This is a genomic window from Paenibacillus sp. UNC499MF, from assembly GCF_900107975.1.
GTDB lineage: Bacteria > Bacillota > Bacilli > Paenibacillales > NBRC-103111 > Paenibacillus_F.
On record NZ_FNVF01000003.1, the window covers coordinates 340,240 to 360,341 of the forward strand.

25 protein-coding genes and 1 tRNA gene are annotated in these 20,102 nt (G+C 54.3%); all 26 read right to left on the minus strand.

Annotated elements, in window-relative coordinates:
- Positions 1–1,095, minus strand: a complete 1,095-nt coding sequence (aroB, locus tag C4S74_RS09605; protein WP_103995112.1) for a 3-dehydroquinate synthase — start codon at positions 1,093–1,095, stop codon at positions 1–3.
- A 1-nt stretch (position 1,096) separates the two neighbouring features.
- Entirely contained in the window at positions 1,097–2,260 is a 1,164-nt protein-coding gene (gene aroC, locus C4S74_RS09610; protein WP_103995113.1) for a chorismate synthase, read from the minus strand.
- 194 nt (positions 2,261–2,454) lie between these two features.
- Positions 2,455–2,619, minus strand: a complete 165-nt coding sequence (locus tag C4S74_RS26490; protein WP_181024370.1) for a hypothetical protein — start codon at positions 2,617–2,619, stop codon at positions 2,455–2,457.
- Positions 2,620–2,680: 61 nt separating this feature from the next.
- A complete protein-coding gene (locus tag C4S74_RS09615; RefSeq protein ID WP_103995114.1) occupies positions 2,681–3,460 on the minus strand; it encodes a protein-glutamate O-methyltransferase CheR in 780 nt (259 codons plus the stop codon).
- 126 nt (positions 3,461–3,586) lie between these two features.
- A complete protein-coding gene (gene ndk, locus C4S74_RS09620) occupies positions 3,587–4,030 on the minus strand; it encodes a nucleoside-diphosphate kinase (RefSeq protein WP_009671982.1) in 444 nt (147 codons plus the stop codon).
- 124 nt (positions 4,031–4,154) lie between these two features.
- Positions 4,155–5,129, minus strand: coding sequence for a polyprenyl synthetase family protein (locus tag C4S74_RS09625; RefSeq protein WP_103995115.1), 975 nt, complete (start codon positions 5,127–5,129; stop codon positions 4,155–4,157).
- Positions 5,126–5,989 carry a menaquinone biosynthesis protein gene (locus C4S74_RS09630; RefSeq protein WP_103995116.1) on the minus strand — a complete coding sequence of 288 codons (864 nt, stop codon included), beginning with the start codon at positions 5,987–5,989 and terminating at the stop codon, positions 5,126–5,128. Before C4S74_RS09630 ends, C4S74_RS09625 begins: the two co-directional genes overlap by 4 nt.
- Entirely contained in the window at positions 5,949–6,584 is a 636-nt protein-coding gene (locus tag C4S74_RS09635) for a UbiX family flavin prenyltransferase (protein ID WP_103995117.1), read from the minus strand. The genes C4S74_RS09630 and C4S74_RS09635 overlap by 41 nt, the downstream gene beginning before the upstream one ends.
- Positions 6,581–7,465, minus strand: coding sequence for a UbiA-like polyprenyltransferase (locus C4S74_RS09640; RefSeq protein ID WP_103995118.1), 885 nt, complete (start codon positions 7,463–7,465; stop codon positions 6,581–6,583). The genes C4S74_RS09635 and C4S74_RS09640 overlap by 4 nt, the downstream gene beginning before the upstream one ends.
- Positions 7,446–8,195 (minus strand): demethylmenaquinone methyltransferase, encoded by a 750-nt coding sequence (locus tag C4S74_RS09645; RefSeq protein WP_103995326.1) that lies wholly within the window; start codon positions 8,193–8,195, stop codon positions 7,446–7,448. The genes C4S74_RS09640 and C4S74_RS09645 overlap by 20 nt, the downstream gene beginning before the upstream one ends.
- 14 nt (positions 8,196–8,209) lie before the next feature.
- A complete protein-coding gene (locus C4S74_RS09650) occupies positions 8,210–9,073 on the minus strand; it encodes a heptaprenyl diphosphate synthase component 1 (protein ID WP_103995119.1) in 864 nt (287 codons plus the stop codon).
- Between the two features lie 82 nt (positions 9,074–9,155).
- Positions 9,156–9,689 (minus strand): hypothetical protein, encoded by a 534-nt coding sequence (locus C4S74_RS09655; protein WP_103995120.1) that lies wholly within the window; start codon positions 9,687–9,689, stop codon positions 9,156–9,158.
- A gap of 71 nt (positions 9,690–9,760) precedes the next feature.
- On the minus strand, positions 9,761–9,982 hold the full coding sequence (gene mtrB, locus C4S74_RS09660; RefSeq protein ID WP_009672001.1) for a trp RNA-binding attenuation protein MtrB: 222 nt from the start codon (positions 9,980–9,982) through the stop codon (positions 9,761–9,763).
- 89 nt (positions 9,983–10,071) lie between these two features.
- Positions 10,072–11,364 carry a sorbosone dehydrogenase family protein gene (locus C4S74_RS09665; RefSeq protein WP_103995121.1) on the minus strand — a complete coding sequence of 431 codons (1,293 nt, stop codon included), beginning with the start codon at positions 11,362–11,364 and terminating at the stop codon, positions 10,072–10,074.
- Positions 11,365–11,559: 195 nt separating this feature from the next.
- Positions 11,560–11,636: transfer RNA gene (locus tag C4S74_RS09670), tRNA-Pro, on the minus strand.
- Positions 11,637–11,760: 124 nt separating this feature from the next.
- Entirely contained in the window at positions 11,761–12,033 is a 273-nt protein-coding gene (locus tag C4S74_RS09675) for an HU family DNA-binding protein (RefSeq protein WP_009671985.1), read from the minus strand.
- 281 nt (positions 12,034–12,314) lie between these two features.
- A complete protein-coding gene (gene spoIVA / locus C4S74_RS09680; protein ID WP_009672005.1) occupies positions 12,315–13,793 on the minus strand; it encodes a stage IV sporulation protein A in 1,479 nt (492 codons plus the stop codon).
- Between the two features lie 288 nt (positions 13,794–14,081).
- Positions 14,082–14,837, minus strand: coding sequence for a hypothetical protein (locus C4S74_RS09685; RefSeq protein ID WP_258042443.1), 756 nt, complete (start codon positions 14,835–14,837; stop codon positions 14,082–14,084).
- Positions 14,838–14,888: 51 nt separating this feature from the next.
- A complete protein-coding gene (locus C4S74_RS09690; RefSeq protein WP_103995123.1) occupies positions 14,889–15,242 on the minus strand; it encodes a 2Fe-2S iron-sulfur cluster-binding protein in 354 nt (117 codons plus the stop codon).
- Between the two features lie 118 nt (positions 15,243–15,360).
- Positions 15,361–15,996 (minus strand): hypothetical protein, encoded by a 636-nt coding sequence (locus tag C4S74_RS09695; RefSeq protein WP_103995124.1) that lies wholly within the window; start codon positions 15,994–15,996, stop codon positions 15,361–15,363.
- Positions 15,997–16,006: 10 nt separating this feature from the next.
- Positions 16,007–16,300, minus strand: coding sequence for a 2Fe-2S iron-sulfur cluster-binding protein (locus C4S74_RS09700; protein ID WP_042228465.1), 294 nt, complete (start codon positions 16,298–16,300; stop codon positions 16,007–16,009).
- Between the two features lie 142 nt (positions 16,301–16,442).
- Complete coding sequence (locus C4S74_RS09705; RefSeq protein ID WP_103995125.1) at positions 16,443–16,715, minus strand: stage VI sporulation protein F; 273 nt, start codon at positions 16,713–16,715, stop codon at positions 16,443–16,445.
- 88 nt (positions 16,716–16,803) lie between these two features.
- Entirely contained in the window at positions 16,804–17,844 is a 1,041-nt protein-coding gene (locus C4S74_RS09710) for an NAD(P)H-dependent glycerol-3-phosphate dehydrogenase (protein ID WP_103995126.1), read from the minus strand.
- Positions 17,845–17,879: 35 nt separating this feature from the next.
- Entirely contained in the window at positions 17,880–18,476 is a 597-nt protein-coding gene (gene plsY / locus C4S74_RS09715; RefSeq protein ID WP_103995127.1) for a glycerol-3-phosphate 1-O-acyltransferase PlsY, read from the minus strand.
- A gap of 12 nt (positions 18,477–18,488) precedes the next feature.
- Positions 18,489–19,811: a ribosome biogenesis GTPase Der gene (der, locus tag C4S74_RS09720; RefSeq protein ID WP_103995128.1), complete on the minus strand. Its 1,323-nt coding sequence runs from the start codon at positions 19,809–19,811 to the stop codon at positions 18,489–18,491.
- Between the two features lie 105 nt (positions 19,812–19,916).
- Positions 19,917–20,099: a hypothetical protein gene (locus C4S74_RS09725; protein WP_009671973.1), complete on the minus strand. Its 183-nt coding sequence runs from the start codon at positions 20,097–20,099 to the stop codon at positions 19,917–19,919.
- Between the last annotated feature and the right edge of the window lie 3 nt (positions 20,100–20,102).

Below are 20,102 nucleotides of genomic sequence, written 5' to 3' on the forward strand. Positions count from 1 at the left end.
TTATGCCTCCCGCTTTAGTTGTTCCACGACTTCTTCCACCCATTCCCGGCGGACATCGCTGCGGATTTCCACCTGCCCGACAGCCGTAGGAATAATGAACGTCATGGTGCCTTCCTTGAACTTCTTGTCGTGCATCAATGCGCTCATAATCCGGGCCGTATCATACTGCTCCGGCAGACGGATGGGCAAGCCGAAGCTTTCCAGGATGCGTTTGGTGACCGTGTAGATATCTTCGGAGTATCCGAGTTTCATGGCAAGCCGCGCCGAACCGACCATCCCGATGGAGATGGCTTCGCCGTGCAGCAGCTCGTTATAGCCCGCGACCGCCTCCAAAGCGTGGCCGATCGTATGGCCGAGGTTCAAGATCGCCCGGAGGCCGTTCTCGCGCTCGTCCTGCGACACGACCAGAGCTTTAACTTTGCAGCCCTGATAGAGGCCGTACTGCAGAGCTTCCGGGTCCAGGGACAGCAGCTTCTCCCGGTTGTCTTCCAGCCACGTCACAAATCCGGCGTCCCAGATCAGGCCGTGCTTGATCATTTCCGAGAATCCCGCGGAAATATCCCGCTTCGGAAGGGTTTGTAAAGTCGTTACGTCGTACAGCACCATCTCCGGCTGATGAAAAGCCCCGATAATGTTCTTCGCCAAAGGATGATTGACCGCAACCTTGCCCCCGACACTGCTGTCATGAGCCAGAATAGTGGTAGGCATTTGAACAAAGGCGATGCCCCTCATAAAGCTTGCCGCGGCGAAACCGGCGAGGTCTCCGACGACGCCTCCGCCCAGGGCGACAATGGCGGACTTGCGGTCCAGCCCGGCTTCCAGAGCGGCGGTGACGATTTTCTCCAGCATCTGCAGAGATTTCGAGCCCTCGCCCGAAGGCACGATAAAAGATGAAGCCTTATATCCGCCGGCTGTCAGGCTGTCCATGACGGGCTGAAGATGATGGCGCGCGACCGACTCATCCGTCACGACCAGAAGCGGGGCGCGTTTGCTGATGGCATGTTTATCGAAATAAGCGGCACAGTCCTTAAGCAGCCCTTCTCCCAAGTAGATCGGATACGAGCGCTCGCCGAGATCAACTTTCAGCTCCATCATCTTAGTAGGTCTCCACTTGCTTCAAATAATTTTCATAGTTGCGGCGGATCTCTTCAAGAGAATCCCCGCCGAATTTCTCCATAAACGCCTGCGCGACTTCCCAGGCCACCACGTTCTCCATGATGACGCCGGCAGCCGGCACGGCACACGTATCGGAGCGTTCCACTTGAGCCGTAAACGCTTCTTTCGTATCGATATCCACGCTTTGCAGCGGTTTGTATAGAGTCGAGATCGGCTTCATGACGCCTCTTACGACAATCGGCTCGCCGGTCGTCATACCGCCTTCGAAACCGCCTGCGCGGTTGCTCGCCCGGCGGAAGCCCTTCTCGGGATCATACTGAATCTCGTCGTGCACGCTGGAGCCGCGCAGCTTGGCCGCTTCGAATCCGATTCCGATTTCGCAGCCTTTGAACGCCTGGATAGACAGAACCGCCTGAGCGATCCGGCCGTCCAGCTTGCGGTCCCACTGCACGTGGCTGCCCAGTCCGACCGGAGCGCCTTCCACGATGACTTCCACGATGCCGCCAAGCGTATCTCCGTCGGCCTTCGCCGCGTCGATAGCCGCGATCATCGCCGCTTCCGCTTCGGGGTCCGTCACTCGCACGGGAGACTGCTCCGTAATCGCGATGAGCTCGTCGATCGGCAGCTGCGGAGATTTCGCCTCCACTTCGCCGATGCGCACCACGTGGCTCGCCAGCTTGATGCCGAACGCTTCCAGCAGCTGTCTCGCGACGGCGCCGCAAGCGACGCGCATCGTCGTCTCTCTGGCGCTGGAGCGTTCCAGGATGTTGCGGAGGTCGCGCTGGTTGTATTTCAACCCGCCGTTGAGATCAGCATGCCCCGGACGCGGCCGGTTAACCCGGCGCTTTCCTTCATCCGTATCCGGCTGCTCTTCTATATTCATAATGGAAGTCCAGTGCTTCCAGTCGTTATTCTCGACCACCAGGGCAATCGGCGCACCCGTCGTTCTGCCGTGACGCACGCCGCCGACAATGCTTGCGGTATCTTTCTCGATCTGCATCCGGCGTCCGCGTCCGTGGCCTTTCTGCCTTCTATGTAATTGGAAATTCATCGCTTCAAAATCAATCGTTACATTACTCGGAAATCCTTCAATGATCGCAGTCAGCTGCGGACCATGCGTTTCCCCCGCCGTTAAGTATCTCACTACTCTTGCTCCCTTCTAATCCGTACAACTACGGTACCGACAAACACTTTAGCGCTTTCAAGTGCCTAAGTTTTTCTATCATTATAGTATACCCCTATGCGTTTGACAACCGCGCGCACAAAAAACACGCCCTGCGTACCCGTGGCACCAAAGCGTGTTTTATCCGGTTTCCGCTATACCCCGATTTCCGATCGTCAGCCTCCGGCGGATTGCTTCTGCCAGGGACCGGACGGATCGGCCATCTTCGGGTCGTTCATCATCCCGAGAATCTGCACGGAATCTATGCCTAGAATCTGTGCGCATTCCTGCATGGTGATAAAGCCCCGGCGATAAGCGGAAATAACTTTACGTTTATCCATTTGAGTCCTCCTTGAAAGACAGTACTCCAAGTATCGGTTTCAAAAGGAAAAGTTATACATCCTACCCCTTTTTCCGGTAAAAAAAGGTATCCGCTGGTTCGAGGTCGTACTGGGCCGGAGAAAAGATCTGCTCGGTGGAGCCGACGAACAAAATGCCGCCCGGTTTTAACGCTTTGGAAAATTTCTGGTACAGCCGGTGCTTCGCTTCTTCCGTAAAATAAATGATCACGTTGCGGCACACAATCAGATCGAAGCCGCTGTCGAAACGGTCCTCCAGCAAATTCTGTTTCTGGAATTTCACCGCTTTCTTGAGTTCGTCGGAGACGTGGAAGCCGAGCTGTTCCTGCTTGAAATACGTTTTCACGTAGTGGGGCGGAACGTCTTTAAGCGATCTTTCCACATATATGCCGCGCCGCGCCTTTTCCAGCGCTCCTTCGTCAATATCGGTCGCAAGAATGGAGGCGTCACGCAAAGCGCCCATGTGGGACAAAATCATCGCCAGCGTGTACGGCTCCTCGCCTGTCGAGCAGGCCGCGCTCCACACCTTCAAGTTACGGCTTGCGGTTCTCAGTTCCGGCAAAAATTTCTGTTCCATCACTTCCCAGCGGTTCGGGTTGCGCCAAAATTCGGAGACATTAATGGTCATCCGGTCCAGAAATTCGTAGAAGAGTTCTTTATCCTTCGACATGGCCTCGAAATAGGCCGAGAAGGAGTTGTAGCCTTTTTTGATCCGCAGCGTCGTGAGGCGCCTTTTCATCTGAGCTTCTTTGTATAGTGCGAGATCTATCGATGTGAACTCTTTGATTTTGCGGATAAATAACGGAAAATCGTCGTTTTCCAAGTTGTATCCCACCTCTGATGTATTTGTCCAGGTGTTGATATTCCCTATCCCGGGCGGATTCTCCTGCAAAAAAGAAAAAGATATAGGCAAAAATGCCCATATCTTTTTCCCTAAGTTATGTCCGATTTACAGCCAGCGGGATACGTCGCGCTTGTAATCCAAAATTTCTTCCGGCTTGAAGAAATGGTTGATCTCGCGCTCCGCGCTCTCCGGTGAATCCGAGCCGTGAATCAGGTTTAATCTCGTATGTAAGGCGAAGTCGCCGCGGATCGTTCCGGGAGCCGCTTCCAGCACGTTCGTTTTGCCGTTCAAAATGCGGGAAAGCGCAATCACCTGCTCGCCCTGCCAGACCATGGCAAATACGGGACCGGAAGTAATAAACTCAACGAGCGGTTCGAAGAAGTCTTTGCCTTTATGTTCGGCATAATGCTCTTCCGCCTGCTCTCTTGTCATCAGCATCAGTTTAGCGGCTACCAGCTGGAAGCCTTTCTGCTCCAGTCTCTTGACGATCTCTCCGATCAGTCCGCGCTGGACGCCGTCCGGTTTTACCATTAGAAAAGTTTTTTCCATGTAATCTGCCTCCAATTGGTAGAAAAGTAATCTCTCTTACTGTACCACCGTTTCAGCAGCACGTACAATGAACAATTGCACACATTCGCGAAACCGGAGACCCGCCGGGCCGATATAAGGTAAATTAGTGCGTTCGGTTGCCGATAAAATGGGCGACCTGAATGAGATCCTGCTTGGCCCGGATATTAGGAAGCGTATCCAGAGCCGCAATGGCTTTTGCGATATAGCGGTCGGCAAGGGCGCTGGATTTCTCGATCCCTCCGCTCCCGCGGATCATGTCCAGGACGCGGCTGACGTCCGTCTGCCCGTCCGCTTTCTGTATCCGGTCGATCTCGCTCAGAATCGGAGCCCGCAGCTTCTCCTCCTGCAGGGCGAAAATAACGGGCAGTGTAATATTGCCCTGTTTGATATCGCTTCCCGGAGGCTTGCCGATCTCCTTCTCGGTGCCGCACAGGTCCAGGATGTCGTCCCGGATCTGGAAAGCGAGCCCCACGTTGTAGCCGAATGCATACAGCCGGTTGGATACGTATTCGTCGGCTCCCGCCACCATAGCTCCGAGCTGGCAGGAAATCGCGATAAGAAGAGCCGTCTTCCGCTTGATGCGGAGAAGATAATCGCGAAGCGTCTGCTCCGTATGGAAGAAGAAACGGATCTGTTCCATTTCGCCGATGGACATTTCCACCAGCGCTTTCGACAGGATCATATGGACACGCGGATCTTCCAGTCTGGCGGCAATCTCAAGCCCCTTGGCAAAAATAAAATCTCCGGTATACATCGCAATCCGGTTGTCCCATCTGGACTTTACGGTATCCTGGCCCCTCCGGGTGTCCGCATCGTCGATCACATCGTCGTGAACGAGCGAAGCCGAGTGGAAAAGCTCCAGCGGCACCGCTATCATTTTCAGCCGCTCGATATCATAGGTTCCGAATTCCCCGCCCAACAGGACAAGAACAGGCCGGATTCTTTTGCCCCCGGCCTTTAGCAGATGCATGGACGTTTCCGTCAATAACGCGTGGTCGGTCTGCAGGTTAGCTTCCAGTTCCCGCTCGATGGCGCCCACGTCTTTTTTCTTGCGCACGTATATGTTAAGAATTTTCATTCCGTCACCCGCACCCTCGTATTATCGGACCAGATCTGGATGGAGACCTCTTCCGGTAAAAAACCAAGCTCCCAAGCATAGCGGTAATACAGTTCGAGACCGCTCCACTGCTCGGGACCGAATTCGTAGCAAAGATTTCTGAAATAATGTTCCCAGTAAGATTCCGAACCGCCGATTTTGAGGACGGCTTCATTAATAACGCCCGTAAGGTCCTCCAGCGACTTGCGTTTGCTTTCCACAAAACCGTCAAAGATGCTTTTAACCAGCTCCGGAGACCGCTCGATGGTATCTTTACGGACGGCCCATACGGCAAAAGACATCCAATGGCCGGTCCATTCCTTCCATTCTTGCCCGAGGTCGGTTACCATATACCCGCTGTCCTGCCAGCCGGCTTTGATGGCATGGTCGCCGATCAGGAGCGCCGCGTCGTTGTCTTTCATCATATCTTCCAGCACGGGCGGAGCATAACTGTAGGTCGGATTGCCGCCGTATTTTTTGTTCATGATGATTTTCAGCAGGTTCGTCGTCGTAGCGGACGTGGTCGGAAGGGCAAATTTTCCGTTTTTCAATTGTTCCAGCGGTTTTTTATGAAATAGCAGCAGTGAATTCACATAGCCGTAAGCACTGACCGACAAGTCGGGAAACAGGACGTAATCCCGGAAGTTTTCCCCGTAAGAAAACGAAGAGATAGCGCTCATATCGATCTCTCCGGCAGCCAGAGCCCGGTTCAATCCGGTCGGAACCTGACTTACGAATTCAACTGAATTTGCCAACTTCTGCACCGGAAAATGGTAAAACACAGGCCAAGCGTTCGTAAATTCAATTCTCCCGATGCGCAGTTTCTTCTCTGTTGTCGTCATTGCCTTCTCCCCATCTTCTGAACAATTCATGATCCAAATCCATGTTGTCTAGTACCTTCCCCACGAGAAAGGCAACGATGTCTTCCAATGTCTCCGGCTTCTGATAGAAGGCCGGCATGGCCGGAATCAGCTTCACGCCCATTTTGGCAAGGACGAGCATGTTCTCCAAATGAATGGCATGCAGAGGCGTCTCCCTGGGAACCAGAATGAGCCTGCGTCCCTCTTTCAGCATTACGTCCGCGGCACGCTCCAGAAGATTGTCCGAAGCTCCGCGGGAAATTCCCGCCAAGGTCCCCATCGAACACGGCATAACCACCATGCCCTCTGTCCGGAACGAGCCGCTTGCTATCCCGGCTCCGATGTCTTGAAGCGGATAATATTCATACGTACCCGGGAAACCGCCAAAGTGAGCTTCCAGTGTTTCTTTGCGCTTGGCAGCCGCCCAATCCAGTTCCTCATGAAGCACCCGCCAGCCGGCATCCGTAATGACCAGATGGACGGGAACGCCTCTTTTCAGAAGTTCCTTAACGAGCGTCACCCCGTAAATCGCGCCGCTTGCCCCCGTAATTCCGACGACCCAGCCGCGTTTCTTCATCGGAACGTATCCACCAGTACATCCACCAGCGTGAAGACGAATACAACCATACTGAGTATCCCGTTCATGGTGAAAAATGCCGTATTCAGCTTAGACAAATCCGTCGGCGAAACGAGACGGTGCTCGTAAAACAAAATGATGTACGCGATAATGATGCCGACGAGATACCACCAGCTGAGGTTTGTCATAAAAAAGATCGAGATAAGACCTACGGCGGTCAGCGTGTGAAGAACGCGCGCCGTAATCAGCGCCGCCGGAATACCAAAGCGGCTCGGATAGGAATGCAGACCTTCCTCCCGGTCAAATTCCACGTCCTGGCAGGCGTAAAGCAGGTCGAACCCGGCACTCCACATCGCTACGGTAATGAACAGGATAAGTGCGGCCGGCGTGATTCCTCCGGTAATCGCCACCCATCCGCCGAGCGGAGCGAGGCCCAGGGTAATGCCGAGGACAAAATGACACGCCCACGTAAAACGTTTGGTGTACGAATAAAAGACAAGAAAAAAGGCCGCAACCGGTAGCAGGTAAACGGACAGCATGTTCAGGTGGTAGGCTGACCAGAAAAGCAGCAGGAATGAAAGGATAATAAATATCGTCACTTCCGCGACTGAAATCAGGCCCGCCGGGATCGCCCGGTTTGCCGTCCGCGGGTTTTTCTTGTCGTACTTCTTGTCGATGACCCGGTTCAGGGACATCGCGGCCGTGCGGGCGCCGATCATCGCAAGCGTGATCCACATGATCTGCGTCCACCTCGGCAGGTGCCCCGTTTCCACAACGGCTCCAAGAATGGAGCCCATATAAGCGAAAGGTAGGGCGAAAAGGGAATGTTCGAATTTGATCATTTCCAGGAAAATTTTCGTTTTATGAATGAGTTGTCGCATCTGTCTTACTCTCCTGACTCGAATTCCCTTTGACGCCTATATGAAGCGCCGCAATTCCTCCGGTCAGAGGGTAAGCTTCGACTTTGTGAAGCCCCGTTCCGCGAAAAATTTCGGCAAGCTGTTTATAGTCAGGGAAACTGATTAGCGATTCCGGAAGCCATCTGTACTGCTCGTAAGACTTGGCAATCAATTTGCCGAGCACCGGAAGCACTTTCTGAAAATAAAAATAATACAAAGCTTTAAAAGGCCGCCAAGTGGGCTTGGACAGCTCAAGAGAAACGACAAGCCCGCCCGGTTTCACGACGCGCTGCATTTCACGCAGCACCTGCTCCACGTCCGGCACGTTCCGAAGCGCGAACCCGATGGTGGCATAGTCGAAAGTGTTATCGTCGAAAGGGAGGCTCATGGCATTGCCGTGCACGAGGCGGATCTGGCTGTCCAGCCCTTCTTCACGAATTTTGCCCGCACCGTAATCGAGCATGTTCTGGCTGAAATCCAGCCCGATCATTTGCCCGGTGCCGCTTGCCTTCGCCATGGAGATCGTCCAGTCGCAGGTGCCGCAGCAAATATCGATGGCGGTCGAGCCCGGCTTTACGTTCATTTTGGCCATCGTAAATTTCCGCCAGGCCTTGTGCCTGCGGAAGCTTAGGATACTGTTCATTTTGTCGTATTTGGGCGCGATACTTTCAAACACGGAATGAACAAATTGTTCTTTCGTTTTGCCTTGCACGGCTTTCCCCACCTTTATCTCTCTTCCAGTAACCTGGTTTTGGAAATGAAACGAAAAAATGGCTCGCCAATGTGAAACAGTTCACTTGCGAGCTTGTCCGAATCAAGCTGCTTTACTTTCGCTTCAAGCTGTTGAAGCTGGGCCGCAAGCAGGTTGTACAATTGGGACGGCACGTTGTATTTGTGAATTAGCGCTTTGAGTTTAACCGGATCCTGCTCCTGAGCTTCGAGCAGCTTGCGCTCTTCTTTGGAGCCGTTCTGGATAATGTGCCAGTAGCCCCAGCTCCCGTGAAAATCCTGAAGAGACTCCGAACGGAAAATTTCCTTGAAAATCACTTCGCAGCGGGTAAACGCTTCGAGAATTTCAGGCCAGGCGCGGCGGTTTACTTCTTCCATTAGTCCCCCGAACGACTTGAACAGGTGTGACTTGATATCTACGGACTGCCTCACGTAGTCCTCCGCCGTGACTTTAAGATGCTTCATCGTCACATACAGATTCGTTTTGAGCCGGTTGAGCTCGCAGATGGCCGTGGACAGCCGTTTGATCAGATCAATTTGACCCGCCTGCGAAAGCAGGTGGTAAAAACGCGAGCTGAAATAATCGCCGGCCAGCACTTTCAGCTGACGGGATCTGGCGGCTTTCTTCTCTTTCACCTCATTAGAAACCGTTACCTCGTCATGCGTATCGAGTCCCATCTGGACAAGCGAAGTGACGAGCGCAAACAATTCGGACGAAGGGTTAAGCCGGGAATCCCTGCTCAAAAAAGCATACAGAAGCTGCGCCCGGAAGTTCGGGAAATCAGGCAGATCCGTATGCTGGCGGATCATGTCATAATCCGTATATTGTTTAGCGATCTCAGGGATCCGATATGGGTTCATACAAAAGCCTCCGTACGTGTGCCAGTTTCATAGATCGTATCTAAGTAATTATAGCATAACCTTTTGAGCGGCGCACAAGCAATTATTCTGGAAAGTGCTGCTGCCATTTCTTTGTAAAGGTGAGAAGAAATCTGCGCTGAAGCTCGGCAGCCACCTTGTCTTCTCCGTCGGTTCCTTTCAGGGAGGACAATGCCTTCGCCTCCGTGCGGGCGGCTTCCATCGCCATAACGAGCTGCGGGCCTTTATCGGCCGGCTTCGCGCCGTATTCCACAACCCTGACGAGTACCCGGCTAATGTTGGAGGTGCGTAGCAGGGACGACTGCGTGATCCGCAGCAGATCCCCGTAAACGACTCTCTTCTCCGCCGTTCCCGGCATGAGCAGGTCCAGCGACAGAATGGAATGGGTAAGCTCCACTTTGCGCACGCGAAGCTGAAGCGGCAGACCGTTTACGTAATCGGGCAGGTTGGCCTCCGTCAATTCCGGACCGGAGATGCTTCTCCAGGCGTCGGAGCCTTGGCCGCCGTTCTTTCTGTCGAGAAACGGGACGAACGCCATAGCGAGCACAACGGCCGCCGACAGACCGGCTATCGTCAACAGACGGGCAATTTTGTTCATCGTACAAGGGCACCTCCTGTCTATATCCCATTGTACAATGAAAAAAAGCAGGCTATGCCTGCCGACGCAAATTATTGTTCGGTTTCGATGTTGCCGAACTTCGTCATGATCAGCGCCTTGCCGCGGACTTTCACCGCCGAAGTGTGTTCCGTGAACTGGGCGATCATAACCTCGCCTTTGTCCAGCTTTTCGGTATGATGAAAGCGCGTGTCGTGTCCTCTTGTCAGGCCGATCACATGTACGCCGTTTTCCTTGGCCTTAATAATAAAATAATCTCCCTGTGTCTGATCCATAAATCGGTACCCCCTTCTATCCGTGCTGCTTATCCGTCGTATATTACTTACAATTTATCATGCTTTAAAAAGAAGCCGCCTGTCAACCCTTATTCCGCGCCGGACCGCTTCGGTTTAAGGCGGACGATTTTGTCGTCGTCTCCCGCCGGTTTCCCGCGCCCGTCCCGGTTGCTCGTCAGCAGATACAGAGAGCCGTCAGGGCCTTCCGTAACCGAGCGGAGCCGTCCGAAGCTGCCGTCGAACGCAGCCTCCGCCTTGGCCAGCTTGTAGCCGGGTACGGATGACGCCGCTCCGGAAGCCGGTGCGCCTTCCGGTTCGAGCGTAAACAGCAGCAGCTTCATCCCGCGCAGACCCGCGACGGCGAGCCGTCCCTGCCAGGGCCCTTGGCGGATGAACGTCATTCCCGAAGGCGCCCACGTGTCTCTGCCGCTGTGCAGAAGCGGCGGGATCAAGGGGCCGGCCGCCTCGGGCGAACCCGTTTCGTCCGCTTCGATCAGAGGCCAGCCGTAGTTTCCTCCGGGCACGATGACGTTCAGCTCGTCATGAGCCGACTGTCCGTGTTCGGAGCTTAGCAGCGCACCGTTTCGCGGGTCCCATGCCAGGCCCTGTGCGTTGCGGTGTCCCCAGGAGTACACGGGCGAACCTTGAAACGGATTGTCATCCGGAATCGAACCGTCCGGCTTTAGCCGCAAAATTTTGCCGCCGAGGCTGCTCTTGTCCTGAGCCAGGGGCGGATCATATTTCTCGCCCGTTGTGATGTAAAGCATGTTGTCGGGACCGAATTTGATCCGGCCGCCGTTGTGATTCTCCGCGCCCGGTATCCCGTCGATCAGCACACGGTCTATTCGCGCCTCGTCGCCTTGCAGCTTCAGCCGGAGCACCCGGTTCTTCGTTTCGCCTCCGTCTGAATACGTGTGATAAACGTACAGGTAGGAATTGACGGCGAAGCCGGGATCAAGCGCCAGACCAAGAAGGCCCCCTTCCCCGCTGCTGATAAAAGGGTCTTGCAGTTTCAAAAGCGGCTTTTCCTGCAGCTTGCCGTCCCGGATCATGCGAAGCTGGCCGGGCCGCTCCGTGAAGAATTGGCGCCCGTCCGGCGCGATAACCAGCTCCCAGGGCACATTAAGGCCGGAAGCCAAGATTTCCTGCGTATAGTCCGCCGCTTTCTGCTCTGTGAGCTTGGGCACGACGGGAGTATTCCGGGAGCCACTTTCCTGCGTGCTGCCGATGTTTGCCGGTCCGGGCGCTTCCGTGCCGGCAGAGCCTCCTACCGCGCCCCCTGTGGAAGCCGGCTTTCCTTCACACCCAGCCGTCATGACGGCTATCGCTGCCGCCGCCGTAAACAGAACGCTTTTAACGCGTGTTTGACCGATCTGCCGCATTTTCGTTTCCCTCCTGCGGATTCGTTGGATCTATCGTAACACAATTGGGCGTCCCTTCCAAAAAACGCTCACCGTCATGTACTGCCGTACACCGCTTACTGAGAGCTTCGCCCCCGCCGGAGGAAAAAGCATTAAAAAATGCTTCCGTCAGGAATTCATCCCGATCGAAAGCATTTGTGTTATGTATGGGTTTCATGGTCGGAGTAGCGGGATTTGAACCCACGGCCTCACCCACCCCAAGGGTGCGCGCTACCAGACTGCGCCATACCCCGACGCCGTATCCCTATTATACCGGATAATCGCAAGTTGTCAATGCGGAAAAAAGGGGACAATAAAAACTAAACCGCGCGCCCGGAGGCACACGGTCTACACAAAATCCATATGTAAGAGAAGCGATTATTGAATGCCGTCTCTCAGCGCTTTGCCAGGTTTGAAAGCAGGAATTTTGCTTGCAGGGATTTCGATTTCATCGCCTGTTTGCGGGTTGCGTCCTTTACGTGCGGAGCGCTCGCGAACTTCGAAGTTGCCGAAACCAACAAGCTGAACTTTGTCGCCCTGCTGAAGAGCTTCGGAAATTGCATCGAACACAGCGTCAACCGCTTTCGTCGCATCCTTCTTGGAAAGCTCGGAGGTCTCAGATACTTTAGCAATCAGTTCGGATTTATTCATGCCTTTCACCTCCCTCCCAAAATATCTACTGTTTTACTTTCTGTTTTCACCGTTTCGTTAAAAAATATACATGAACCGGGCAAAAGCCCAAGCCCATCAACGAAAAACGAGTACCGAAGAAAACGAAACAAACTTATAGTAATATACGCTAGAGCTTATTTCAAGTCAAAGTCGCTGATTTTGTGGAAAATGCACAAAAAAACAGGGAAATTCTTGGAGAACGTGAAGTTCTCTGAAGAATTCCCCCATTGATAACGAAAGCACACGAAATGTCAAGCTGCTTATAAAATGATGGCGATGAGTCCGCCGGAGCCTTCGTTGATAATACGTCCGAGCGTTTCCTGGAGCTTATAGCGGGCATTATCCGGCATCATGGCAAGCTTACCTTGAATGCCTTCCCGTACGATGGAATGCAGAGAGCGGCCGAAAATATCGGACTCCCAAATTTTGAGCGGATTGTCCTCGAAATCCTGCATCAGGTAGCGTACAAGCTCCTCGCTCTGCTTCTCCGTTCCGATAATCGGGGAAAACTCCGACTCCACATCGACACGGATCATATGTATCGAAGGAGCCGTCGCCTTCAGCCTCACACCGAAGCGGGAGCCCTGTCGGATAAGCTCCGGCTCATCCAGCGCCATTTCCGCCAGCGTAGGCGGCGCGATGCCGTAACCGGTCGTTTTGACCATTTCCAGCGCTTCGGCGAACTGGTCATATTCCCTCTTCGCATGAGTGAACTCCTGCATCAGCTGAAGCAGGTGATCCTTGCCGCGAATCTCCACGCCAACCACTTCGACCAAAATTTTATCGTACAGTTCATCCGGTGCGTACAGGTCGATCTCGGCCACACCCTGCCCCATGTTCATTCCCGCAAGGGCCGCCCTGTCGATGAACTCGTATTCGGAAAATTGTCCGACAACCCGCTCTACGTCGCGCAGACGCCGGATGTCCTGGACGGTATCGCGGACGGAATTTTCGAAATGCGTACGCAGCCAGTGCTTCTCCGGAAGCACCATCACCCAGCTCGGCAGGTTTACGTTCACTTCATGCACCGGAAATTCATACAGAACTTCACGGAGCACGCCGATCATCTCGTCTTCGCCCGCCGTCGCTACGCTCATCGTGACCACGGGGATGTCGTACTTGCTCTGCAGTTCGCTGCGGAGCTCCTGGGCCGGCTCGCTGTTCGGTTTTTGCGAGTTGATGACAACGATGAACGGCTTACCGACTTCTTTCAGCTCCGCGATGACTCTTTCTTCCGCCAGCACATAAGACGAACGCGGAATATCTGAAATCGTCCCGTCGGTCGTCACGACGACCCCCAGTGTCGAATGCTCCTGAATGACTTTGCGCGTGCCGATTTCGGCCGCTTCCTGGAAGGGGATCGGCTCGTCAAACCATGGCGTCGAAATCATCCGGGGACCGTTTTCATCCTCGTAGCCTTTCGCGCCTTCCACCGCATAGCCGACGCAATCGACCAGCCTGACGTTGACGTTCAGCCCTTCCGCTACGGAAATCTGCACGGCGTTGTTCGGCACGAACTTCGGTTCGGTCGTCATAATCGTGCGCCCTGCCGCACTCTGCGGGAGCTCATCCGTGGCTCTGATGCGATCGGTTTCACTCTGGATGTTAGGCAGTACAACTGATTCCACGAAGCGTTTGATGAAGGTCGATTTTCCCGTACGGACCGCTCCAACGACCCCCAGGTAAATATCTCCTCCCGTTCGCTCAGCAATGTCCTTAAAGATATCCACTTTCTCCAAGAGAATCCCTCCTACAGGTTGTTAAATGAAGCGAGAGCCACGATACGTTCTTCAGCCGGCCTTCCCTTTGCCATCCGTATGCGACATAACTCGTACATCATTTGGACTTGTAACAAATATATGTGCCGGTCGTCGAAATATGCCTGGCAATAATCTCTGAAAAAATATATGAGCACCGGTACTCGAATATGCGCCGGACGCGAAAAACCCCTTTTCTCCATCGCGGAAAAAAGGGGGTCGGAAGTCCGTATAAGGTTTATAAAGCGCCTTGCAGGCTCTGCCCGCCGACTATTTCAAGAAGGGGACAGGTTTGCTTGTCGCGCTGTCCCATTTGTACTCAAACGACATGACAGGAACGAAATAGGAGTCTTCCACCAGTAGAGGCAAGAGGTCCTGACCGTCCTTCAGCGCGGCCTGAAGCTGCTTGTCTCTGATCTTTTGAGCCAGATCGGGTGCATAATCAATCGCAACTTTGCCGGAGTCATGGACAAGGAAATTAATCAGGCTCTGACGGTTGTAGACGCTTTTGATTTCGGGCGCCTTCATGCCGATTTTGCCGAAATCGACATACTTGAAGCCCGGGGAATAGGTCTCGCCGCCCGGAACGGCGCCGTTGTTTTTGCTGATATAGTCGTTTACTTTCTTCTGAATGTCGTCCGTGGTCCGGTAAGCCACCAGATCGAAAAGCTTTACTTTCGCCTTCGAATCGGGGTCTACGAGCACATAAATAAAATCGCCGCCGCTCTCATAAGCATTGCCCGGGAGGTTCGACAAATAGCCGCTGTTTTTCAGCTTTTGAAAATCGATAACGTACTTTTCATAAAGCGGCGTGTCCATTTCGCTGTTCTTAATGGGGTAAACGCTTTTTTTGGTATGATACTCGTCGATGCTCTGCTGGACTACGGCAATAAACTCGCCGGGATTCGTCTGATTTTCTTTGCGCATTTCTTTGGGATACATGCAGCCGCCAAGCAATGCCAGCGAAAACAAAGCGGCCAACAGCACCGTAAGACGCCCGGCAAGAGCGCCCTTTACGATATTCATCATCGGTTCTCCTTTGGTTTCGTTTCTCCTGAATCACTGTGAGGATCGGATCTATGGCCAGTCGTCCTCTTCCCGCTGTTTGGCTAGTTGAGCGCGTACAGCGGCTTTCAGCGGGTCTTCGGGGACGGTCACCGTCACATCGCCCGTAATCCGCGCCTGACAGGACAGGCGCAGGCCCTCCTGCAGCTGGCCGCCGAGCTTGAGCCGCTCGTTCTTGTTCGGCTCGGCCAGGCCGCTCTGGTCCCCGGCGTGCACTTTGCACATCAGGCAGGCAGCCTGCCCGCTGCACCGGGTGCGGATGTGCACGCCGGCCCGGCGCGCGGCATCCAGCAGAGTGGTATTCAAGCGGACGGAGGCGCTGCGGTTGTCCGGCATAAACGTTACCTTCGGGTTGATCCGGTTCATCTCTCGCCCTCCCTCTGTCTACAACATTTGCTTCCTTCTAAGCCGGTTCCCGTTACTTGGCTCAGCCGGGCCTCCGGTCCTGAGGCGAAGGCCGGAGCCGCGGAAACGGCACATACTTCTATAAGCCCGGAATTAGGCGCCTGACGGTCGACAGAGCGGGCTCTCCCCAGCTGTTTCGGGACAGGAGGTCCGTCAGGGCGGCTTCATACCGGCCCGGGCAGCCGTTGATCGTCTTCGCGATAGCCTCGTACCGATCGGGACGTTCACGCAGGATGTTGAAGAGCAGTTCGTGCGCAAGCGGCATTAACGCCACACTTTCGCCTGCCAACTGCCGCAGCTCCGCGTACTTCTCCCTTAAGTAGGCCGCTTCGACCGTGTACTGCGATCCCGCCGCGCACACTTTAAACCCGCCCACGAGCTCCACCTGAATGCCGCCGATGGCATAATGACTGAGCAGCGATTCGTAGATGCCCGTACGGTCCAGCTTCTGCTCATCGACGGCATACGGCTCCAGAATGCGGGCCGCAGCGGCAGCCTGATCCGTATCGACATACAGATCCAGATCCCGCGGCTGCGCTCCGATTTCCACGCCCTGCAGAGCCAGAGCACAGCTTCCGCCGATCAGCCAGCCGGTCCCGGTGCCGTTGAGCAGACGGGCCGCCTGCCTCATGCCCAGAACTAACGGTTCTTCCAGATGGAGGTTCCGAGAAGTTTCGTGCTCCGTCTGCCGCTCCGTTGATCGTTCGCTTTTCATGGCGGACCTCCTAGAAGTAAGGCTTGTGAGTAACGGAAACGTCGCCGGTCTCCTGAATCACAGCCTGACATCCGAGACGATAGCCCAGCTCGATTTCTTCGGGCTCCAAACGGTCAAGTTCCGCTTCCGTCGGCGGTGCGAGCCGCTCCCGGCCTTCTTTGACGAAGCATCGGCAGCGGGCGCAGGTTCCCCGCTTACAGGAATGTCCCCACTCGAGTTTATGTTTAAGGGCCAGCTCAAGTACGGTAAGCCCCGTCTCGCTTTCGACGGTCTTGTCCCCTTTTCTCGTACGCAGTGTAATCATGTATGTTTCCCCCTTTGTGTAAGCGATGCTGCTTCATTCCTAGGTTGATTATAGCATTCCAGCGGAAACTTTGTGAATCACGAGCAAAAGGACCGCGGTCTGCCTTTACGGCTTCCCACGGTCCCCTCTGCAGGCGTTACCGCTATTGTTTCATGATGAGGTTCATCATCTGCTGCATGTTGTTGCCGTCCAGCTTGCTGCTTTTAACCGCTTGGACGATTTCCCTTACCGTTTCTTCGGGGACGTTAATCCCGACAAGCTGGGAAACCTGCTTAATGAGCTGCCGCAGCTGCGCTTCATCCTGAACGGTTGACGGTTTCACACCGCTGGCCAGCTTCTGGATATCTTTCTCGGTTACGCTTTTACCCGTTTTTTTCTTAACGGCATTAAGAATGTCTTTCGGATTTTTAGGCACGCTGCCGCCTCCCAACCATATTGTCCGCTATAAGAAACTGGACTTGAATCTATGGTAGTGTATGAAGGCTCGGCAGGAATGGTGTAGGCTAAAGAATCCATTTATCCGTCTGATTGGCGACCTCTTCGATCTCATGCGTACGGCCGCGGCCCATCAGATCCTCAACCGCCGCACGAGGGGTTTTGCCTTCGAACAGAACGTGGTGAAGTTCATTCGTAATAGGCATGGTGACGCCGTATTCCTGGGCAAGCGCATAGGCGGACTTCGTCGTTTTAACGCCTTCGACGACCATGCCCATCTTATCGAGAACCTGGTCCAGCGGTTCACCCTGCCCGAGAAGATAGCCCGCTTTCCAGTTGCGGCTGTGCGTACTGGTACAGGTGACAACCAGGTCGCCGATTCCCGCAAGGCCAGCGAAAGTCATCGGGTTGGCTCCCATCTCCGCGCCGAGGCGCGCGATTTCGGCGAGCCCCCGGGTTAAGAGAGCCGCCTTCGCGTTGTCGCCGAACCGGAGACCGTCGGAGAGCCCCGCGCCGAGAGCGATGATATTTTTGAGCGCCCCGCCCACTTCGACTCCCGTTACGTCCGGGTTCGTGTAGACGCGGAAATACGAATTGATGAACAGATCCTGAGCCGCTTCGGCCGCTTCGATCGTCGGAGACGCGACGACGACGGTCGTCGGGCATTCCCGGATCACTTCTTCCGCATGACTCGGTCCCGACAGAACGACGATTCGTCCCGGATCACACTGCGGGAGCTCCTCGGCCAGTACGGTGGTCATCCTTTTGAGCGTGAGCGATTCAAAGCCTTTGGTCGCGTGAATCACAAGCGTGTCCGGGCTTAAGAATTCCCTCACTTGAGACGCCACCTCGCGCATTCCGGCGGACGGCACTACGAATATGACGGCGTCCTTGTTTTCAACCGCTTCGCGAATCGATGTAGTCGCACGGATGCGGGGGGACAGCGCGATGTCCTTCAAATAACGGCTGTTGGTATGTAAAGTGTTGATCTCTTCCGCCTGTCCGGCGTTTCTCGTCCAAATCGTTACGTCCAGATCGTTGGCGGCCAGTACGGAGGCAAGAGCCGTTCCCCAGCTTCCCGCTACCAGTACGGATACGTGTTTAGTCATGGCTGTCTCCCTTCTAAGCCGATTCATCGAGCAGGCTACGCCTTTTTGGAGCCGATCTTATTTTCTCGGCCTTGAACCAGTTTACTGATATTTGTACGGTGCCGCCAAAAAGTAAACAGCCCGATTACGATAACGCCCCACAATATTTCGACCGGTCTTCCCATGCCCCATACGAAAAAAGGTAAGAGTGTGGTAAACAGCAGGGAGCCGAGCGAAACGTAACGGGTAAGAAAAATGGAAGCGATCGCGATGATGCCCGCGAAAAGCGCGGGGAGAAAGCACAGGGTAGCCGTTACTCCAATGGCGGTAGCGACGCCTTTACCACCCCGGAAACCGAAAAATACCGGCCAGTTATGACCGATAATTACGGCAAGCCCGCAAGCGACATGGACCCAGATCAGATCCGGAGCCATCCACTTGCCGATCCACACAGCCAGGATCGCTTTCACGACATCCAGCGCAAGTACCAGAATGGCCGGCCCTTTGCCAAGCACGCGGAGCGTGTTGGTGGCTCCGGCATTTCCGCTTCCGTGCGCCCGGATATCAATCCCCTTGACCAATTTCCCAATTATAAAGCTGAAGCTGAGCGAGCCCAGCAAATAAGCTGCCACTACGGGAATGATGTAGATCAAACGAACTCTCCCCTATTCGTCGTCGGATTTTCTTCGCGTGAACAAACGGATCGGGGTTCCCTCAAAACCGAAAGCTCCGCGAATTTTGTTTTCGAGATAGCGCTCATATGAGAAGTGCATCATATCCGGCTCGTTTACAAAGAAAACAAAGGTCGGCGGCTTAACGGAAACTTGTGTGGCATAGTTAATACGCAGACGCTTGCCTTTGTCGGTCGGAGGAGGGTTAAACATGACCGCATCGGAGACCACGTCGTTGAGCACGTGAGTCTGAACGCGCATCGTATGCTGCTCCGCCACCTGGTTGACCATGGGCAGAAGCTTCTGGACACGCTGGGTGGTGCGGGCGGACACATACAGAACCGGCGCGTACGTCATAAACAGGAAGTGATCGCGGATCTTCTGCGTGAACTGGTGCATGGTCTTGTCGTCCTTCTCCACCACGTCCCACTTGTTGACGACGAAAATAGCCGCTTTGCCCGCTTCGTGCGCGTAGCCGGCGATATGCTTGTCCTGCTCGATGATCCCTTCTTCTCCGTTGATGACCACAAGCACGACGTCGGCGCGCTCAATGGCTTTCATGGCGCGCATTACGCTGTATTTCTCCGTATTCTCATACACTTTACCGCGTTTGCGCATGCCGGCCGTATCGATAATGACATATTTCTGATCGTCAAGCTCGAAAGGCGTATCGATCGCATCCCGGGTCGTACCGGCCTGGTCGCTGACAATGACCCGGTCTTCGCCGAGGATGGCGTTTACAAGCGATGACTTCCCGACGTTCGGTCGTCCGATCAGCGCGACCTTGATGACTTCCTCGCCGTATTCTTCGTCCGCATGGTCCGGGAAATGGGCGGATGCGGCTTCCAGCATATCGCCGATTCCGATGCCGTGGGCGCCTGAAATCCCGATCGGGTCCCCGAAACCGAGGCTGTAGAATTCGTAAATCTCATCCTGCCGCTGAATGTTGTCCACCTTGTTGACGGCCAGGACAACGGGCTTGCGGGACCGGAAAAGAAGCTGGGCCACTTCCTGGTCCGCCGAGGTAACGCCGGCTTTGGCGTCTACCATGAAAATAATAACGTCCGCTTCTTCAATCGCGAGCTCGGCCTGGACACGGACGGACTTCATAATCTGATCTTCGCCTTCGACTTCGATACCGCCGGTGTCGATGACGCTGAACTCACGGTCCAGCCATTCGCCGATCCCGTACAATCTGTCTCGGGTCACGCCCGGTTTATCTTCAACGATGGCCAGCCGATCGCCGATTATCCGGTTAAATATCGTCGATTTACCGACGTTCGGACGCCCCACAATCGCTAGAATGGGTCTTGCCATTCGGTTCACTCCTTACTGATGGTCACTCAAATTCTCATTATTGGAAATTTCACATTCTTCATCATAGCAAAAAAGCGCTGGATTGGCTAATGTTTTCAGTGAACGTTATCCCTTGTGGTCGACAAGGATGAAAGTTCCCGGTTTTAAAACGTGAGCGTTGACATCCAGAATTTTCTCCAGATTAAAAGCGAGCTGCTGGAGTTCGGCTTCATCTTTTGCATAAAAAATGGGGGCCCCTCCATCGACTTTAACGCCTTCCACAACCGCCACGGCTTTAATCGTTGCCATTTA

What these genes read in the sequence shown, in the direction of transcription:
- C4S74_RS09710 (WP_103995126.1), bottom strand. Translation starts at nt 17,844, where the DNA reads ATGACTAAACACGTATCCGTACTGGTAGCGGGAAGCTGGGGAACGGCT.
- C4S74_RS09685 (WP_258042443.1), bottom strand. Translation starts at nt 14,837, where the DNA reads ATGAATATCGTAAAGGGCGCTCTTGCCGGGCGTCTTACGGTGCTGTTG.
- C4S74_RS09725 (WP_009671973.1), bottom strand. Translation starts at nt 20,099, where the DNA reads ATGGCAACGATTAAAGCCGTGGCGGTTGTGGAAGGCGTTAAAGTCGAT.
- C4S74_RS09700 (WP_042228465.1), bottom strand. Translation starts at nt 16,300, where the DNA reads ATGATTACACTGCGTACGAGAAAAGGGGACAAGACCGTCGAAAGCGAG.
- der (WP_103995128.1), bottom strand. Translation starts at nt 19,811, where the DNA reads ATGGCAAGACCCATTCTAGCGATTGTGGGGCGTCCGAACGTCGGTAAA.
- C4S74_RS09675 (WP_009671985.1), bottom strand. Translation starts at nt 12,033, where the DNA reads ATGAATAAATCCGAACTGATTGCTAAAGTATCTGAGACCTCCGAGCTT.
- C4S74_RS09640 (WP_103995118.1), bottom strand. Translation starts at nt 7,465, where the DNA reads ATGCGACAACTCATTCATAAAACGAAAATTTTCCTGGAAATGATCAAA.
- C4S74_RS26490 (WP_181024370.1), bottom strand. Translation starts at nt 2,619, where the DNA reads ATGGATAAACGTAAAGTTATTTCCGCTTATCGCCGGGGCTTTATCACC.
- C4S74_RS09665 (WP_103995121.1), bottom strand. Translation starts at nt 11,364, where the DNA reads ATGCGGCAGATCGGTCAAACACGCGTTAAAAGCGTTCTGTTTACGGCG.
- C4S74_RS09690 (WP_103995123.1), bottom strand. Translation starts at nt 15,242, where the DNA reads ATGAACCGGATCAACCCGAAGGTAACGTTTATGCCGGACAACCGCAGC.
- C4S74_RS09625 (WP_103995115.1), bottom strand. Translation starts at nt 5,129, where the DNA reads ATGAAAATTCTTAACATATACGTGCGCAAGAAAAAAGACGTGGGCGCC.
- aroB (WP_103995112.1), bottom strand. Translation starts at nt 1,095, where the DNA reads ATGATGGAGCTGAAAGTTGATCTCGGCGAGCGCTCGTATCCGATCTAC.
- C4S74_RS09655 (WP_103995120.1), bottom strand. Translation starts at nt 9,689, where the DNA reads ATGAACAAAATTGCCCGTCTGTTGACGATAGCCGGTCTGTCGGCGGCC.
- mtrB (WP_009672001.1), bottom strand. Translation starts at nt 9,982, where the DNA reads ATGGATCAGACACAGGGAGATTATTTTATTATTAAGGCCAAGGAAAAC.
- C4S74_RS09635 (WP_103995117.1), bottom strand. Translation starts at nt 6,584, where the DNA reads ATGAAGAAACGCGGCTGGGTCGTCGGAATTACGGGGGCAAGCGGCGCG.
- C4S74_RS09630 (WP_103995116.1), bottom strand. Translation starts at nt 5,989, where the DNA reads ATGACGACAACAGAGAAGAAACTGCGCATCGGGAGAATTGAATTTACG.
- C4S74_RS09695 (WP_103995124.1), bottom strand. Translation starts at nt 15,996, where the DNA reads ATGAAAAGCGAACGATCAACGGAGCGGCAGACGGAGCACGAAACTTCT.
- C4S74_RS09650 (WP_103995119.1), bottom strand. Translation starts at nt 9,073, where the DNA reads ATGAACCCATATCGGATCCCTGAGATCGCTAAACAATATACGGATTAT.
- ndk (WP_009671982.1), bottom strand. Translation starts at nt 4,030, where the DNA reads ATGGAAAAAACTTTTCTAATGGTAAAACCGGACGGCGTCCAGCGCGGA.